The organism is Streptomyces sp. NPDC005728, from assembly GCF_040630895.1.
Classification (GTDB): Bacteria; Actinomycetota; Actinomycetes; order Streptomycetales; family Streptomycetaceae; genus Streptomyces.
Window position 1 is genome coordinate 42,065 of the sequence record NZ_JBEXYL010000006.1, and the last position, 15,932, is coordinate 57,996.

Consider the following 15,932-nt stretch of genomic DNA (forward strand, 5'->3'; position numbering starts at 1 on the left):
CCGTGTCAAGTTCTAGCTTACGTGTCATGACACGGACACCCGACTTCCTGACCCCGGCCCGGCTCGGCCGCCTCGCTCTCCCGAACCACCTGGTCATGGCCCCCCTCACCCGCAACCGCGCCGAGGCCGACGGCACCCCCACCCCCCTCATGGCCACCCACTACGCCCAGCGCGCCTCGGCCGGCCTGATCATCGCCGAGGGCTCGACGCCGAACCCGGTCGGGCAGACGTACCCGGACATCACCGCGATCCACAGCGACCGGCACACGGCGGGATGGCGGCAGGTGACCGAGGCCGTAGGGGCGGCCGGCGGGCGCATGTTCCTGCAGCTGCAGCACGGCGGCAGGGTGAGCCATCCGGCGACCACGGGCCTGACCCCCGTGGCGCCCTCGCCGGTCCCGCTACCGGAGACGATCTTCACTCCCGACGGCCACCGGCCGGCCGCGGTCCCGCGCGAGATGACGGAGGACGACATCCGCGCCACGATCGCCGAATTCGCCGCTGCGGCCCGCCGGGCCGTCGACGCGGGCTTCGAGGGCGTGGAGGTGCACTCGGCCAACGGGATGCTGCTGCACCAGTTCCTCGCGGCCAACACCAACCGCCGCACGGACGCCTACGGCGGCTCCGTCGAACGGCGGGTGCGGTTCGCGGCGGAGGTGACCGAGGCGGTGGCCGACGCGATCGGTGCCGAGCGGGTGGGCATACGGATCTCTCCCGGCTCCACCGTCAACGGCGTCCTGGAGGACGACACCGATGGCCTCTACGCCGCCCTCGTGGCCCGCCTGAAGGGGCTGGACCTCGCCTACCTGCACCTGGTGCGCTCCGCCCCGGAGGCCGGCTGGTACCGGCGGATCCGCGCGGACTGGCCCGGCACCCTGATCGGCAACCCGGACCTGACCGACCTCACCACCGAGACCGTCACCCGGGAGAGCGCGCGCATGCTGGCCGCCGGAGCCGACCTGGTCGCCCTCGGCCGGCCCTTCCTCGCCAACCCGGACCTGCTCACGCGGCTGCGCCTGGGCGCCCCGCTCAACCCGGTCCGGGAGCGATACCTGATGTACGTGGGCGGGGCGGACGGCTACAACGACTACCCCACCCTCGTGGATCAGCCGTCGAGCGACTCGATGGTGGCGTTGGACGGGGCGCGCGTGGCCTGAAGGTCACGGGCCACGTCCTCCGCCGCACCCAGCACCCGTACCGCGTTCTGCCAGGTCAGCTTGGCCAGGTCGGCCCGGGTCCAGCCGCGGTCGAGCAGCTCGGCGATCAGGTTCGGGTAGCCGGAGACGTCGCCCAGGCCGTCCGGGGTGAACGCGGTGCCGTCGTAGTCGCCGCCGATGCCGAGGTGGTCGATGCCCGCCGCCTCGCGCATGTGGTCGAGATGGTCCGCGACCGTGGACACCGTGGCGACCGGGCGCGGGTTCCGCTCCTCGAAGGCCTGGTGGATCTTCATCGCCTCGGGGGTGGTGTCGAGGTGGTGGAGGCCGTGCGCACGCATGTTCTCGTCGGCGGCGAGCGTCCAGTCGACCGCCGCCCGGAGCACGAACTTGGGCACGAACGTCACCATCGCCACGCCGCCGTTGGCGGGCAGCCGCTCCAGGACGTCGTCCGGGATGTTGCGCGGGTGGTCGCAGACGGCCCGGGCGGAGGAGTGCGAGAAGATCACCGGCGCGGACGAGGCGTCCAGCGCGTCCCGCATGGTCGTCGCCGCCACGTGGGAGAGGTCCACGAGCATGCCGAGCCGGTTCATCTCGCCGACGACCTCGCGGCCGAAGGCGGACAGGCCGCCGACGTTCGGCTCGTCGGTCGCGGAGTCCGCCCAGGCCACGTTGTCGTTGTGGGTGAGCGTCATGTAGCGCACACCGAGCGCGTACAGGCCCCGGAGCGTGCCCAGGGAGTTCGCGATGGAGTGGCCGCCCTCGGCACCCATGAGGGAGGCGATACGGCCGTCCGCGCGGGCCGCCTCCATGTCGGCCGCCGTCCGGGCGGGCGCCAGCTCTGCGGGGTAGCGGGCCAGCATCTGCCGTACGCCGTCGATCTGCTCCAGCGTCGCCGGGACCGGTTCCGCCAGGTCGGAGGGGACGTAGACCGACCAGTACTGGGCGCCGACCCCGCCCTCGCGCAGGCGGGGCAGGTCGGTGTGCAGGTTCCCGTTCTGGGGGGCGGCGAGGTCGAGGGCGTCGAGGTCGTACCGGACCTGCTTGCGCAGGGCGTACGGCAGGTCGTTGTGCCCGTCGACCACGGGGAACTCGCGCAGCAGTGCGCGGGCGTCGTCCAGCGAGGTCACGGGCCTCACTTCCCGAAGCCGAAGCCGCCGGCGCCCTCGACCTTGGAGCGCAGCCGCTTGCCCTTCTCGGTGGCCTGGTCGTTCAGGTCCTGCTGGAAGTCGCGCATCTTCTGCAGCAGCTCCTCGTCGTGCGCGGCGAGGATGCGGGCCGCGAGCAGACCGGCGTTGCGGGCACCGGCCACGGAGACGGTGGCGACCGGGACGCCGGCCGGCATCTGCACGATCGACAGCAGGGAGTCCATGCCGTCCAGGTACTTCAGCGGGACCGGGACGCCGATGACCGGCAGCGGGGTCACGGACGCGAGCATGCCCGGCAGGTGGGCGGCGCCGCCCGCGCCGGCGATGACGACCTTCAGACCGCGGTCGGCGGCCTGCTCGCCGTACGTGATCATCTCGCGCGGCATGCGGTGCGCGGAGACGACGTCGACCTCGTACGCGATCTCGAACTCGTCCAGGGCCTTGGCGGCGGCCTCCATGACGGGCCAGTCGGAGTCCGACCCCATGACGATGCCTACAACGGGGCTCATTCGCTGATCGTGCCTCTCAGGTAGCCGGCTGCGTGACGGGCGCGTTCCAGTACGTCGTCCAGGTCGTCGCCGTAGGTGTTGACGTGTCCGACCTTGCGGCCGGGTTTCACGTCCTTGCCATACATGTGGATCTTGAGCTTGGGGTCGCGGGCCATGCAGTGCAAGTACGCGGAGTACATGTCCGGGTAGTCGCCGCCGAGGACGTTGGCCATCACCGTCCACCTGGCGCGCGGGCGCGGGTCGCCCAGCGGGAGGTCGAGCACGGCACGCACGTGGTTGGCGAACTGGGAGGTGATCGCACCGTCCTGGGTCCAGTGGCCCGAGTTGTGCGGACGCATCGCCAGTTCGTTGACGAGTATGCGGCCGTCGCGGGTCTGGAACAGCTCGACGGCGAGGTGGCCGACGACGCCGAGTTCCTTGGCGATGCGCAGCGCCATCTCCTCGGCCTGGAGGGCCAGCTCCTCGTCCAGGCCGGGGGCGGGCGCGATCACGGTGTCACAGACGCCGCCGACCTGCTGCGACTCGACCACCGGGTAGGCGACGGCCTGGCCGTGCGGGGAGCGTACGACGTTGGCGGCCAGCTCGCGGACGTAGTCGACCTTCTCCTCGGCGAGGACGGGGACCTCGGCCCGGAAGGGGTCGGAGGCCTCCTCGGCCGTTTCCACGACCCACACGCCCTTGCCGTCGTAGCCGCCGCGGACGGTCTTGAGGACGACCGGGAAGCCGTCCCCCTCGGCCGCGAACCGGACCACGTCCTCCGGGTCGGTCACGATCCGGTGCCGCGGGCACGGCACGCCGATCGCGTCGAGCTTCGCGCGCATCACGCCCTTGTCCTGGGCGTGCACCAGCGCGTCGGGCCCCGGACGCACGGGGATGCCGTCCGCCTCCAGGGCTCTGAGGTGCTCGGTGGGTACATGTTCGTGATCGAAGGTGATCACATCGCAACCGCGCGCGAACTCACGCAGCGTGTCCAGGTCGCGATAGTCGCCGATGACGACATCGCTCACGACCTGCGCAGCGGAATCCTGAGGGGTGTCACTGAGAAGCTTGAACCTGATGCCCAACGGGATGCCCGCTTCGTGCGTCATACGCGCGAGCTGCCCCCCGCCGACCATGCCGACTACCGGGAACGTCACCCCCCTAGCGTATCGGCCACGCCGGGCCGGCCGGATTGCCCACCTCTCCACCCTCTCTTACCCGGGGCTTTCCCGCCTCTTTCCGACCCGTTCCCAAGCTGTGGCCCGGTCCGCAAGCGTCGGACGGGCCGCATGGATAGCATGGCTGGGTTGACGAAACCTACGGACGGGAGCTGCACAGCCATGGAACATGGTTCCTCGGGGCTGAAACGGCTCGTACGCGAGGTGGCCAAGTTCGGTGCCGTGGGCGGCGCCGGCGTCCTTGTTAATCTCGGTGTGTTCAACCTGGTCCGACACGTCTCGGACCTGCCGGTGGTGCGCGCCAGCATCATCGCGACCGTCGTCGCGATCGCCTTCAACTACGTCGGTTTCCGTTACTGGACGTACCGGGACCGTGACAAGAGCGGCCGGACCAGGGAACTCACGCTGTTCCTGGCGTTCAGCGCGATCGGCCTGGTCATCGAGAACGGCGTGCTGTACCTGGCGACCTACGGCTTCGGCTGGGACAGCCCGCTGCAGAGCAACGTCTTCAAGTTCCTCGGCATCGGCGTCGCCACCCTGTTCCGCTTCTGGTCGTACCGCACCTGGGTGTTCCAGGCCCTCCCGGCCGGGGAGGCCGTGGCCGGTGCGGAATCGATCCTGGAGCAGGAGTCGAAGAAGCCCGCGCCGAAGCAACGCGTCCCGTAGGAGCCTGCCGGCGGACGGTCAGCGGACGGTCGGCAGGCTCTCGTCCGGCTTGCGGGCCGGGGGCGTGCGGGACAGGAACAGACCGAAGACCGGTGGCAGGGACTGGAGCAGTTCCAGCCGGCCGCCGTCGGCCTCCGCGAGGTCCCGGGCGACGGCCAGTCCGATCCCCGTCGAGTTGCGCCCGCTGATCGTGCGCTCGAAGATCCGGGCGCCCAGGTCGGCCGGGACGCCCGGCCCCTCGTCGGTGACCTCGACCACGGCCTGGTTGCCGGTGACGCGGGTGCGCAGGGCGACCGTGCCGCCGCCGTGCATCAGTGAGTTCTCGATCAGGGCGGCCAGCACCTGTGCGACGGCGCCGGGCGTGCCGACGGCCTGGAGATGCCGTTTGCCGGAGCTGACGATGGCCCGGCCGACGCTGCGGTAGGCGGGCCGCCACTCGGCGAGCTGCTGTTGGATGACCTCGTCGAGGTCGAAGGCGACGGCGGAGCCGGTACGCGGGTCGCGGGAGTTGGTCAGCAGCCGCTGCACCACGTCCGTGAGTCGCTCCACCTGGGTGAGAGCTACGTTCGCCTCCTCCTTCACCGTGTCCGGGTCGTCGGTGAGGGTGATCTCCTCAAGACGCATGGACAGGGCGGTCAGAGGCGTACGGAGCTGGTGGGAGGCGTCGGCGGCGAGGCGGCGTTCCGCGGTCAGCATCCGGCCGATGCGCTCCGCCGAGGAGTCCAGCACGTCGGCGACCCGGTCCAGCTCGGGGACGCCGTAGCGCTTGTGCCGCGGGCGCGGATCGCCCGAACCGAGGCGTTCGGCGGTCTCGGCGAGGTCGGTCAGCGGGGAGGCGAGCCGGTTGGCCTGCCGTACGGCGAGCAGCACGGCGGCGACCACCGCCAGCAGGGCCACCAGGCCGATGATCAGCAGGGTCCGGCCGACCTCGCGGGTCACCGCGGAGCGGGGCTCCTCGACGGTGACCGTCTCGCCCTCCTCGCCCCGCTGCGTGGAGCGGATGACCTCGCCCTCGGGCTTGGTGCCGATCTTGATCGGTGTCCGGTCGGGAAACCGGATCTCCGCGTACTGGTCCTTGCTGACCGGGTTGCGCAGGACGTCGGCGTTGACGTTCTCCGCCGCGAGGATGCGGCTGTCCACGATGCTGGCCAGCCGCACCGCCTCGGACTCCACCCGTTCCTGGGCACTGTTGCTGATCGTCCGCGTCTCGACGATCACCAGGGAGACACCGAAGACGGCGATGACCACGAGGACCACGGCGAGGGTGGACTGGATGAGACGTCGGCGCATGTTCCGTTACCTGGAGGGACCGCTGGACCCGGAGAGGGTTCAGCTCTTCTCGAACCGGAAGCCGACTCCGCGCACCGTCGCGATGTACCGGGGGTTCGCCGCGTCGTCGCCCAGCTTCTTGCGCAGCCAGGAGATGTGCATGTCGAGGGTCTTGGTGGACGACCACCACGTGGTGTCCCAGACCTCGCGCATCAGCTGGTCGCGCGTCACGACCCGACCGGCGTCCCGGACGAGGACCCGCAGCAGGTCGAACTCCTTCGCGGTGAGCTGGAGTTCCTCGTCGCCCATCCACGCGCGGTGCGACTCGACGTCGATCCGCACGCCGTGCGTGGCCGGCGGCTGCTGCGGCTCCGCGGCGCCGCGGCGCAGCAGGGCCCGTACCCGGGCGAGCAGTTCGGCGAGCCGGAAGGGCTTGGTGACGTAGTCGTCGGCGCCCGCGTCCAGACCGACGACGGTGTCCACCTCGTCGGCCCGCGCGGTCAGGATGAGGATCGGCACGGTGTGGCCGTCGGCGCGCAGCCGGCGGGCGACCTCCAGGCCGTCCATGCCGGGCAGACCGAGGTCCAGCACGACGAGATCGACACCGCCCTGCATTCCGGCGTCGAGCGCGCTGGGTCCGTCCTCGCGCACCTCGACCTCGTAACCTTCCCGGCGCAGGGCGCGGGCCAGCGGCTCCGAGATGGACGCGTCGTCCTCGGCGAGCAGTACACGGGTCATGAGGTGATGGTAGACCGCCTGCGCACAGTGCTGGGGTGTGATCGGTTTCCGGAGTTCTTACCTTCCCGGGCGCGTGGTACGAACCATTGCCCGAGAGGTGCGATCGTAGGAAGGACCTTCGAAACAGTCACCGCGGTTCCCCCGACACCTGTGATCCGCGTCTCAAGTCCTTCCATATCCGGCACTGTCCTGCCGTATGGTGACCTGAACGCCTGTAGCACACCGGGGACCTTTGGCGGGCATTTGACGCTGAAGGTCTCTTTTGTGTGCGGGCTGGTGGACACCAGCCTCGAAAGGAATGACCTCTGGCCGGGCTCCGGACGCAAGTGACGCGTGCGGGGCGTGGATCCCGGTGGTCGCCGTCCGCCGCTCCGTGATCCGGAGCGGACTCCCCCTGGGCGTGGGGGTGGACGACCGACCCTGCCGGTGCCGGCCGCACCCCCACCGGGCGCGCTGCGCTCCACTGCGCGTCCCGACCAGCAAGGAACGACCATGGCGTCCAGCCTGACGAAGGACTCGGTCCGCCCGGGCACCCCCGGTTCCGAGAAGACCTTCTTCGGCCACCCCCGCGGACTGGCCACCCTCTTCATGACCGAGATGTGGGAGCGATTCTCCTACTACGGCATGAAGGCCCTGCTCACCGTGTACCTCCTCTCCGGCGGCCCCGGCGCCGGCAAGGGGAGCATGGGCGGCGGCCTGGCCATGGACGTGGCCACCACCACGGTGATCGTCTCCGTCTACTCGGCGATGGTGTACCTCCTCGCCATGCCCGGCGGCTGGCTCGGCGACCGCGTCTGGGGCCCCCGCAAGACGGTGGCCATCGCGGCCGTCACGATCATGTCCGGCCACGTCGTGCTGGCGCTGCCCGGCGGTCAGGCCCCCTTCTTCGCGGGTCTGGCACTGGTCGCGGCCGGTTCCGGTCTGCTCAAGGCCAACATCTCCACGATGGTGGGCCACCTGTACAACGGCCCGGACGACCCGCGCCGTGACGGCGGCTTCACGATCTTCTACATGGGCATCAACGCCGGTGCCTTCTTCGCCCCGCTGGCCATCGGCACCGTCGGCCAGGAGGTCAACTGGCACCTCGGCTTCGGCATGGCCGCGGTCGGCATGGCGATCGGTCTGGCCGCGTTCCTGCTCGGCACCCGCAACCTGAGCCCGAAGAGCGACGTCGTCCCCAAGCCGCTGGCGGCCCAGGAACGCACGGCCTTCCTGCGCAAGGGCCTGACCTGGGTGGCCATCGCCGCCGTCTTCTACGGTGTCGTCGGCTTCACCGGCCACTTCACCCTGAACTGGGCGATGATCCCGCTGACGATCATCGGTCTGGTCGTCCCGGCGGGCGTGCTGCTGCGCATCAAGCGGGACAAGGACCTCTCGGTCACCGAGCAGTCGAAGATGACCGGCTACATCTGGTTCTTCGTCGCGGCCGCCGTGTTCTGGATGATCTACGACCAGGGCGCGTCCACCGTCCAGGCGTTCGGTGAGGGCAAGGCCGCCCACACGATGCTCGGCTTCGACTTCCCGACCTCCTGGTACCAGTCGCTGAACCCGCTGTTCATCATGGCGCTGGCCCCGGTCTTCGCCTTCGTCTGGGTGTGGCTGAACCGCCAGGGCAAGGAGCCCAGCACCATCGTGAAGTTCTCGATGGGCCTGGTCCTGATCGGCGTCTCGTTCTTCTTCTTCCTGGTCCCGCTCGGCATGGCGGCGAACGGCACCGCGGTCAGCCCGATGTGGCTGGTGGGCATCTACTTCATCCAGACCGTGGGTGAGCTGTGCCTGTCGCCGGTCGGTCTGTCGGTCACGACGAAGATGGCCCCGGCCAAGTACGCCAGCCAGATGATGGGCGTGTGGTTCCTCGCGGTCACCGCGGGCGACTCGATCACCAGCCTGCTGTCCAACCCGGCCATCGCCGGGGTCGACCTGGGTAGCAAGGGCGCCGTCTTCGGGGAGGCGGCCCTCGCGGCCCTCGCCGGATTCGCGGTGTGGATGTACCGCCGCAAGGTCAAGACGCTGATGGGCGACGTGCACTGACGCACCGCCCCGCATACGGCGAGGGCCGCCGCACCTGAGGTGCGGCGGCCCTCGCCGTTGTCGTGCGCGTCGGCCGTCAGGCCTTCGTCTCCACCGACCACGAGCGGGTGAAGCTGCGGAACCCGCACATCACGGTCGACTTCTCCCCGGGCTTCTTCCAGGGGCCCCACAGGTACCACGGGATGGTGTGCTCCGCGCCGGTGCCCGTGCCACGGACCACGTCGCAGACGAGCTTGACCCGGTGCAGGCGCACCTTCTTGCCCGAGGACGACTTCTTGCAGCTGGACGTGGCCTTCGGGCGCCCGAGGTCGAGGTGCACCTCGGCCTTGCACTTGTACGTGGCGCCGGCCGCCTCCGCGGTGCCCGCGGCGGCCAGGCCGGTTCCCGTCGCCATGAGAACGGCGGCGAGCGCGACGCCCGCCGCCTTCTTCCCCCAGGTCATTTGCTTCCTCTTTCCCCTGCCGCGCAACAAGCCAAGTTGTAAACTCTTCAACTGCCCTGTTGCACAGCATGCAATGCCGTCGCACACTTGCTTGCGCGAACGCAGGGGACGCTATGGCACCTCCGATCTTGGGAGCAAACTCGCGCGGCGGATCTGAGCAAGGTTTGAGGAACCACGGAACGGCAGGTCAGCGGGGGTTCCGCCGGGGCAGGAAGGTGAACACCGCCGCGCCCAGCAGGATCGCCGTGCCCGCCACCAGGCCGAGCGCCTTGAGGGCGCCGTGGTCGCCGGAACCGGTCTCGGCGAGGCCGCCCGCGCCGCTACTGCTGCTGCCGCCGGAGGACGACGCGCCGCCGGACGTCGACGTGCCGCCCGAGGCACCGCCCGGCTGCTGGGTGGTGTCCAGGGTGAGGGAGACCTCGGACTTGGTCGGCGTGCACGTCGTGGTGGTGCCCAGCGCCTTGATGGTGAGGACGCCCGGGGCCAGGGTCGCGGTGCCGCTCGCGCCCGGCTTGTAGGTGCCCGTGAGATCCGGGATCTCGATCGGGTCGCCGGACTTGATGGGGTTCGCGTTCGTCGGCCCCTCCACGTGCACGGTGCCCTTGTCGGCGCCGCCCAGCGCCACCTCCATCGACGGTTTCACGGAGTCCTTCGGGATGTCGGCGGGACTGTCCATCACCGACTTCTTGAACTGCACCGTGAGGTCGTAACTCCCGCCGTTCTTCTTGGCGTTGATCTGCACCGGCGAGGTCGCGTTCTTGTCGCCGATCGGCGTCTTGCAGGCGTAGGGGACCTGAACCTCCTTGCCGGTGAAGTCGGTCTGGCCGCTGCCGCCGGTCGCCGTCGCGGTGGGGCTCGGGGTGGTCGTCGGTGTGGAGGACTGGCTCGGCGTCGTCGACTGGCTCGGGGGCGGGCTGGACGAGCCCCCGCTGCCCGGCGTCACCTGGATCGTCGCCGCCTTCTGCACGGTCTCCTTCGGCGTGCACTTGGTGTCCGTCGACATCGCGTTGACCGTGTACGCGTCCGGGGTCAGCGTCACCTCGCCGGCCGCCGTCAGCTTCAGGCTGCCCTTCATGTCGGACAGCACCATGGCGCCGCTCTTGGGGATCGCCGGGTTCTCCCGCGGGCCCTGCATGGTGATGTCGCCGGTCTGCGCCCCGGCGGCCTTGAGCACCCCGGACGGCTGCACCGAGTTGGCGGGCAGGTCGATGATGTCGGGGTTCTTGGAGGCGGCCTGCACGAACTTCCACACGATGTCGACCGTGTCGCCCGCCTTCGCCGTGGCCGGCGCGGTGATCTCGACCTTCGTGGTGCCGTCGACCGGATCGATGCCCGCGGGCGGCACGCAGTGGGTGGCGAACGACACCTCGGCCGCCTGCGCGGGTGTCGCGGCCACGCCCAGCAGCACGCCCGCCGAACAGAGCACCAGTACGGCGCCCGCGGCGCCCGTCCTTCGGGCCGGTGTGACTCTCCTTCGCATGCTCACGTGGGTCCCTTCGTGGTGGGAGTCGTAGGACTCGTCGGGCTGTCGTCGTGCGGTGCGGAGAGCCGGCCGGCCGGGCCGCCCGGAGCGGAGTCCGGGGCGAACCACGGCAGGGTCGGAGTCGGGTCGGGTTCGGGCCAGGGAGGACGGGAGCGGGGCCGCCGCAGCGGGGGCCGGGCGAGCCGCCGGTGGCGGACCCCGCCCGGCCGGCGCGGCCGTACCCGGTCCACCACGGCCATCCCGGCGCGGAAGAGCGCGGCCGGGACGACCAGGCAGAGCAGGATCCAGAACAGCGTCACGCCCCAGGGGCGGCCCACGCCCCACGGCTGCTCGGCGAGGACCCTGCCGTCGTAGCGGAGGGAGACGGTGTAGTCGCCGTGCGCCCCGGCCGACAGCTCGACGGGCAGCTCGATCTGCGCCTTCTTGCCGGGTGCGAGGGTGCCGCGCCACTGCTGCTCGTCCCACTGGGGCGCGAAGACGCCGTGCGCGGTGCCGACCCGGAAGACCGGGTCCTTGATCGCGGTGGAGCCGATGTTGCCCGCGGTGAAGACCAGGGTGCGGCTCGGCGGCGCCCCGAACCAGGTCAGCAGGCCGCTCGAACCGGTCAGCCGGGTGTCGGAGAGCACCGACAGCCGGCCGCCCGAGGACTCGGCGGGCAGCGGGGCGACAGGGTGCCCGGCGACCTGGAGGACGGCGTCCGTCTCGGCCTTCGCGCCGGTCACCGTGGCGACGTGCACCACACAGGGGCACGGCACGGGCGGCTCGGCGACCGGCAGCTTCCGGGCGAAGGAACCGCCCGCGTCGGTGGTCACGGCCCGGCCGTCGCCGTTGGCGCAGGAGTTGGTGCCGCCGATCACGCCCCGGGACGGGGTGGCGCGCCCGCAGATCAGCATCATCAGCAGGGTGTGCGGACGCCAGCCGCTCCCGCTGACGGTGACCGAACCGCCCGTACCCGCCTGGGACTCGGACAGTTTCACGACCGGCCCGTCCGCCGCGGCCACGGGGACGGTGAGCGGCAGCAGGAGCAGCGCGAGCACCACCGCCAGCACGGGTATCCGGGACCTGCCACTCACGTCACCGCTCCCGTCAACTCGGCTTCCGTGCAGGTACGTTCGTCGTCCCCGGCCGGGTTCGCGTGCGGACGGCGCCCGTGCCGCCGTACGACGAGCAGCGCGGCCGCCGCCACGGCCGCGCCGAGTACGCCGGTCGCCGCGCCCCAGGGCACGAACCGGGCCTCGGTGTGCGTGCTGTCGTGGGCGCCGCCCGCCGCGGTCACCGTCAGCCGTACGTCGACGTCGTCCAGCGCGGGCCGGTCCGGCCACGGTTCCGTGAGGGTCCGGCGCGCTCCCGGGGGCAGCTGGACGGGCAGGGTGCGTGCGGGGCGGTCGAGGACCGTCCCGAAGAGACCGTCCGCGTGGACCGCGAGTTTCGGCACGAGGACGGTCGTACCGCGGTTGACCAGCTCGTACGTGATGCGGTCGCCGTGTACCGCCACCTGTTCGACGGTCAGCGCGGACAGCGCCGGACCGCCCACGCGCAGCCGGAGCGGCACGGTCGCCGTGCGGCCGTCCGCGTCCCGGGCGGTGAGCGTGCCGGAGCGGTCGCCGGGTGCGGCGCCGGTCGGCACGGTCACCGTGAAGGGCACCTCGGCGCGGGTGCGCGCGGGGACGCGGAGGTCGGTCCGGGCGAACGTGATCCGCAGGCCGGTGCCGCGCAGCCGTACGGTGATCGGCTGCCGGCTGCGGTTGGTCACGGACACCGTGTCCTGCAGTGCGGCACCCGGGGCGCCCTCGGCGTAGAAGGAGGGACGCCCGGCGCCGGCGGGCGCGAGGGACCAGCCTGCGGCCGCTTCCGCGTGCGGTGCGGACACCGACAGCAGGAGCAGGGTGAGGCCGAGGACACGGGCGGCGGACGGCATGGGCGGCTCCAGCGGTCTACGGCTGCGGTTCAGCGGCGTGCGGCCGGGTTCCGCCGGGTCAGCCACAGGGCGCCCGCCGCACCGGCGAGCAGGACCGTGCCGCCGAGCGTGCCGAGGGCGACGGCGGAATCCTCGGGGCCGGTCTGCGGGAGCTGCCCGCCGGAGCCGCCCGACGAGGAGGACGAAGACGAGGAGGACGACGATCCGCCGGCTGCCGTCACGTCCAGGGTCAGGGACGGCTTGGGGTTGTTGGTGGGGTTGCAGGTCGTCGTCGTACCGAGCGCCTTGATGGTGAGCGTGGCCGCCGTGAAGGTGACCTTGCCGGACTTCTCCGGCGTGTAGGTGCCGCTCAGGTCGCTGATCTTGATGGGCGTGTTGGCAGGTATCGCGGCCGAGTTGGCCGGGCCGGTGACGGCGAGGGTGCCGCTGTCGGCGCCGCCCAGCCTGATGGTGGCGCTAGGGCTCATCGCGCCCTTGCCCAGCTCGACCGGGCTGGAGGAGACGCCCTTCTGCCAGGACATGGTGATCTTGTAGCCGTTGCCGCTCCTGACGCCCTTGATGTCGATGGGCGAGACGGCGCTCTTGTCGCCGATCGGCGTCTTGCAGTGGTAGTTGACGTCGACGACGTCGGCGTGGGCCGCCGGTGCGGCCAGCAGCACCGCCGAGCCGGCCAGGGCCGCGGCGGACACGAGCGCGGCGGTTCGTTGCGGGTACGACACGTCGGTCCACCCCTTCATTCCTGACGGCGTATCAGATTCGGCCGTCAAGGTACGCCCGGGGTCATGAGGAGGGAAGACGCGGCACACGCCGGAGTTGTGTCGATCCGGCGTGTGCGAGGGGGTATTCGAGTGGAGACGGGGGCTCAGGTGGCCGTACGGGGGCGGCCGTCGGACGTCCTGAACCTGCCGGGCGGGTCAGGCCCTAGGCGGGTGCGCCCAGTTCGGCCCACACGGTCTTGCCCGAGCGGCCCGGTGTGCGGACGACCCCCCAGTCCAGGCACAGTCGCTGCACGATGAACATGCCGTGGCCGCCGGGGCGGCCGGCGCGGTGCGGGGTGCGGGGGGCCGGCTGGCCGGAGCCGCGGTCGGACACCTCCACCCGGATGACCTTGTCGTCGCAGGCGAGGAACAGTTCCTCCGGACCCTCGGCATGCAGGCAGGCGTTGGTGACCAGCTCGGACACGACGAGCAGCACGTCCTCGGCGGCGGCCCGCCGGTCGGCGGACGCGGCGGGCAGCCAGCCCCACGCGTACAGCGCCTGACGGGCGAAGTCGCGGGCGAGCGGAACGACTCCGCTCTCGCCCTCCAGGCGCAGCCTGCGGAGCTGTCGCCCCGGGGCACCCTGCATACCCTCGGACGGCACGGACGGCACGGCTGCCCCCGTGGACGCGCCGCCGGCCGGCGCACCCCCCTCGGACGCCCCGGAAGCGCCGCTGGACTCCGGGCCGCGGTCGCCCGGCGAGTAGGGCCGGGTGGTGCTCATCAGCGCTTCACCTCACCGATTCACCAGTTCACGATGGAAAGACTCATACGTCGCACCCGGGCCGTTCGCCGGTTGCCTGGGGTGGTCCGACGCCCTGGCGGCCGACGCGTTCAGCATTCTCCTGCCCGACCGATCCGGTGGGACACCCCTGATTTGGGCATGACCCGTGCCACATGCCGCACGGGGCACGGCCGGGACGGGGGGGGTCAGTCGGCCTCGCCGGCCAGCGCCGCCTCCAGGGAGTCATGGACGGTGAAGACCGCCTCCGCTCCCGTGATCTCGAACACGCGGGCCACCACGGGGAGCATCCCCGCCAGGTGCACTCCGCCACCGGCGGCCTCGGCCTTCAGACGGGCCCCGAGCAGCACGTTCAGGCCGGTGGAGTCACAGAACTCGAGCCGCGAACAGTCCACCACGAGCCGCGAGAACCCTTTGCCGAGGAGGTCTTCGAGTGGCTCGCGCAGCAGATCGGCGGTGTGGTGATCGAGCTCACCCGCCGGTGTCACTACGGCGCTGGAGCCCTCTTCCCGCACCTCCACCAGAAGCCGGCCCGACCGTGCACTGCCGGCCATCCCGTGGTCCATGCCGTCTCTCTCCCGAGGTCGTGGCTGCTGCTGATGCCCTCGAACATTACGCCTTCCCTCCACACTCCGACACCCGACAAACCTTACATAATCGGACATATGACTACGGAGCGTACTTGCGATCCCCTCACAGAAGCGGGTAGGGCTAGTAAGGACACACACCCCACCGGGCCGCGACGGCCCACGTCGGCTTTGGAGGCGCCGCACACCGCAGTGCACTTACCGGCTTCGGCAGCCTTATGCCGAGAACGATGGAGGACACCCATGTCACCCCGGCTCGACGCATCGCAGACCCGAGTGGCGACGTCGACACCCCCACCGGAACAACTGGATCATCCCATCGGTCCCGTCGACGCCCTCGACCCGCTCGAGGGACTCCCGGAGATCCCCCCCTTCGGCGAGGTCGACCCCGTCGACGCGCGGGCCCTGTCCAAGACCCTCTTCGAGCGGCTGACGTCGCTGGAGGAAGGGACGCACGAGTACGCGTACGTCCGCAACACGCTCGTCGAGCTGAACCTCGCGCTCGTCAAGTTCGCCGCCTCCCGCTTCCGCTCCCGCAGCGAGCCGATGGAGGACATCATCCAGGTCGGCACGATCGGCCTGATCAAGGCGATCGACCGCTTCGAACTCACCCGCGGTGTGGAGTTCCCCACCTTCGCGATGCCGACCATCATCGGCGAGATCAAGCGCTTCTTCCGTGACACCTCGTGGTCCGTGCGCGTACCGCGCCGTCTGCAGGAGCTGCGGCTCGACCTGGCCAAGGCCGGGGACGAGCTGGCCCAGCGGCTGGACCGCGCCCCCACCGTCACGGAACTCGCCGAGCGCCTCGGCATCTCCAACGACGAGGTCGTCGAGGGCATGGCCGCCTCGAACGCGTACACCGCCTCCTCCCTGGACGCCCAGCCCGAGGAGGACGACTCCGAGGGCGCGCTCGCGGACCGCATCGGGTACGAGGACCACGAGCTCGAAGGCGTCGAGTACGTCGAGTCGTTGAAGCCGCTGATCGCCGAACTCCCGCCCAGGGACCGGAAGATCCTTTCGCTGCGCTTCGTCGCGGGCCTGACCCAGTCGGAGATCGGCGACGAACTGGGCATCTCCCAGATGCACGTCTCCCGGCTGCTGTCGCGGACGCTGGTTCGGCTGCGCAAGGGGCTGACCCTGGACGAGTGACCCGCCGACCCGCAAGGGCACGCGGGAGGTGGCCCGGCCGACGGCGCCGGGCCGCTTCGCCGCGCCCGTGCACCACCAACCGTTATGCAGTTACCCGGGGAAACCTCTTTCCCCCATCGCACCCCTCCACCACGATGGGCCCGCAAACCGGCTGGTACGTCGGAACACCACGGGGACGGAG

16 protein-coding genes are annotated in these 15,932 nt (G+C 70.9%); 4 read left to right on the plus strand and 12 right to left on the minus strand.

Annotation, left to right across the window (positions count from 1 at the left end; genetic code table 11):
• Positions 1 to 26 precede the first annotated feature (26 nt).
• Positions 27 to 1,157 (plus strand): alkene reductase, encoded by a 1,131-nt coding sequence (locus ABZ471_RS06560; RefSeq protein ID WP_359063111.1) that lies wholly within the window; start codon positions 27 to 29, stop codon positions 1,155 to 1,157.
• Here ABZ471_RS06560 and ABZ471_RS06565 read toward each other — a convergent pair.
• The 3 genes from ABZ471_RS06565 to ABZ471_RS06575 are packed head-to-tail and all read right to left on the minus strand — an operon-like array spanning position 1,106 to position 3,947.
• Complete coding sequence (locus ABZ471_RS06565) at positions 1,106 to 2,284, minus strand: dipeptidase (RefSeq protein WP_359063113.1); 1,179 nt, start codon at positions 2,282 to 2,284, stop codon at positions 1,106 to 1,108. The genes ABZ471_RS06560 and ABZ471_RS06565 overlap by 52 nt on opposite strands.
• Positions 2,285 to 2,289: 5 nt before the next feature.
• Positions 2,290 to 2,811 (minus strand): 5-(carboxyamino)imidazole ribonucleotide mutase, encoded by a 522-nt coding sequence (gene purE / locus ABZ471_RS06570; RefSeq protein WP_359063115.1) that lies wholly within the window; start codon positions 2,809 to 2,811, stop codon positions 2,290 to 2,292.
• Positions 2,808 to 3,947: a 5-(carboxyamino)imidazole ribonucleotide synthase gene (locus ABZ471_RS06575; protein ID WP_359063117.1), complete on the minus strand. Its 1,140-nt coding sequence runs from the start codon at positions 3,945 to 3,947 to the stop codon at positions 2,808 to 2,810. The genes purE and ABZ471_RS06575 overlap by 4 nt, the downstream gene beginning before the upstream one ends.
• A 183-nt stretch (positions 3,948 to 4,130) precedes the next feature.
• On the opposite strand from ABZ471_RS06575, the gene ABZ471_RS06580 reads away from it, so the two are divergent.
• Positions 4,131 to 4,634, plus strand: coding sequence for a GtrA family protein (locus tag ABZ471_RS06580; protein ID WP_359063119.1), 504 nt, complete (start codon positions 4,131 to 4,133; stop codon positions 4,632 to 4,634).
• 18 nt (positions 4,635 to 4,652) lie between these two features.
• Here ABZ471_RS06580 and ABZ471_RS06585 read toward each other — a convergent pair whose 3' ends face one another.
• Complete coding sequence (locus ABZ471_RS06585) at positions 4,653 to 5,924, minus strand: ATP-binding protein (protein WP_359063121.1); 1,272 nt, start codon at positions 5,922 to 5,924, stop codon at positions 4,653 to 4,655.
• Positions 5,925 to 5,963: 39 nt separating this feature from the next.
• Positions 5,964 to 6,641, minus strand: a complete 678-nt coding sequence (locus tag ABZ471_RS06590; protein WP_023550006.1) for a response regulator transcription factor — start codon at positions 6,639 to 6,641, stop codon at positions 5,964 to 5,966.
• Positions 6,642 to 7,133: 492 nt separating this feature from the next.
• On the opposite strand from ABZ471_RS06590, the gene ABZ471_RS06595 reads away from it, so the two are divergent.
• A complete protein-coding gene (locus tag ABZ471_RS06595; RefSeq protein WP_359063124.1) occupies positions 7,134 to 8,672 on the plus strand; it encodes an oligopeptide:H+ symporter in 1,539 nt (512 codons plus the stop codon).
• Between the two features lie 76 nt (positions 8,673 to 8,748).
• Here the strand turns inward: ABZ471_RS06595 and ABZ471_RS06600 are convergent, their stop codons facing one another.
• From ABZ471_RS06600 to ABZ471_RS06630, 7 genes are all read right to left on the minus strand, one after another.
• On the minus strand, positions 8,749 to 9,114 hold the full coding sequence (locus tag ABZ471_RS06600; protein ID WP_359063126.1) for a hypothetical protein: 366 nt from the start codon (positions 9,112 to 9,114) through the stop codon (positions 8,749 to 8,751).
• A 187-nt stretch (positions 9,115 to 9,301) separates the two neighbouring features.
• Positions 9,302 to 10,594 carry a hypothetical protein gene (locus ABZ471_RS06605; protein ID WP_359063128.1) on the minus strand — a complete coding sequence of 431 codons (1,293 nt, stop codon included), beginning with the start codon at positions 10,592 to 10,594 and terminating at the stop codon, positions 9,302 to 9,304.
• A 2-nt stretch (positions 10,595 to 10,596) separates the two neighbouring features.
• Positions 10,597 to 11,670 (minus strand): hypothetical protein, encoded by a 1,074-nt coding sequence (locus ABZ471_RS06610; RefSeq protein WP_359063130.1) that lies wholly within the window; start codon positions 11,668 to 11,670, stop codon positions 10,597 to 10,599.
• Positions 11,667 to 12,515 carry a hypothetical protein gene (locus ABZ471_RS06615; RefSeq protein WP_359063132.1) on the minus strand — a complete coding sequence of 283 codons (849 nt, stop codon included), beginning with the start codon at positions 12,513 to 12,515 and terminating at the stop codon, positions 11,667 to 11,669. Before ABZ471_RS06615 ends, ABZ471_RS06610 begins: the two co-directional genes overlap by 4 nt.
• A 29-nt stretch (positions 12,516 to 12,544) precedes the next feature.
• Complete coding sequence (locus tag ABZ471_RS06620) at positions 12,545 to 13,234, minus strand: LPXTG cell wall anchor domain-containing protein (protein ID WP_359063358.1); 690 nt, start codon at positions 13,232 to 13,234, stop codon at positions 12,545 to 12,547.
• 202 nt (positions 13,235 to 13,436) lie between these two features.
• A complete protein-coding gene (locus ABZ471_RS06625; RefSeq protein WP_359063134.1) occupies positions 13,437 to 13,997 on the minus strand; it encodes an ATP-binding protein in 561 nt (186 codons plus the stop codon).
• A 206-nt stretch (positions 13,998 to 14,203) separates the two neighbouring features.
• Positions 14,204 to 14,581, minus strand: a complete 378-nt coding sequence (locus ABZ471_RS06630; protein ID WP_359063136.1) for an STAS domain-containing protein — start codon at positions 14,579 to 14,581, stop codon at positions 14,204 to 14,206.
• Between the two features lie 264 nt (positions 14,582 to 14,845).
• On the opposite strand from ABZ471_RS06630, the gene ABZ471_RS06635 reads away from it, so the two are divergent.
• Positions 14,846 to 15,751 carry an RNA polymerase sigma factor SigF gene (locus ABZ471_RS06635; RefSeq protein ID WP_359063138.1) on the plus strand — a complete coding sequence of 302 codons (906 nt, stop codon included), beginning with the start codon at positions 14,846 to 14,848 and terminating at the stop codon, positions 15,749 to 15,751.
• Positions 15,752 to 15,932 lie beyond the last annotated feature (181 nt).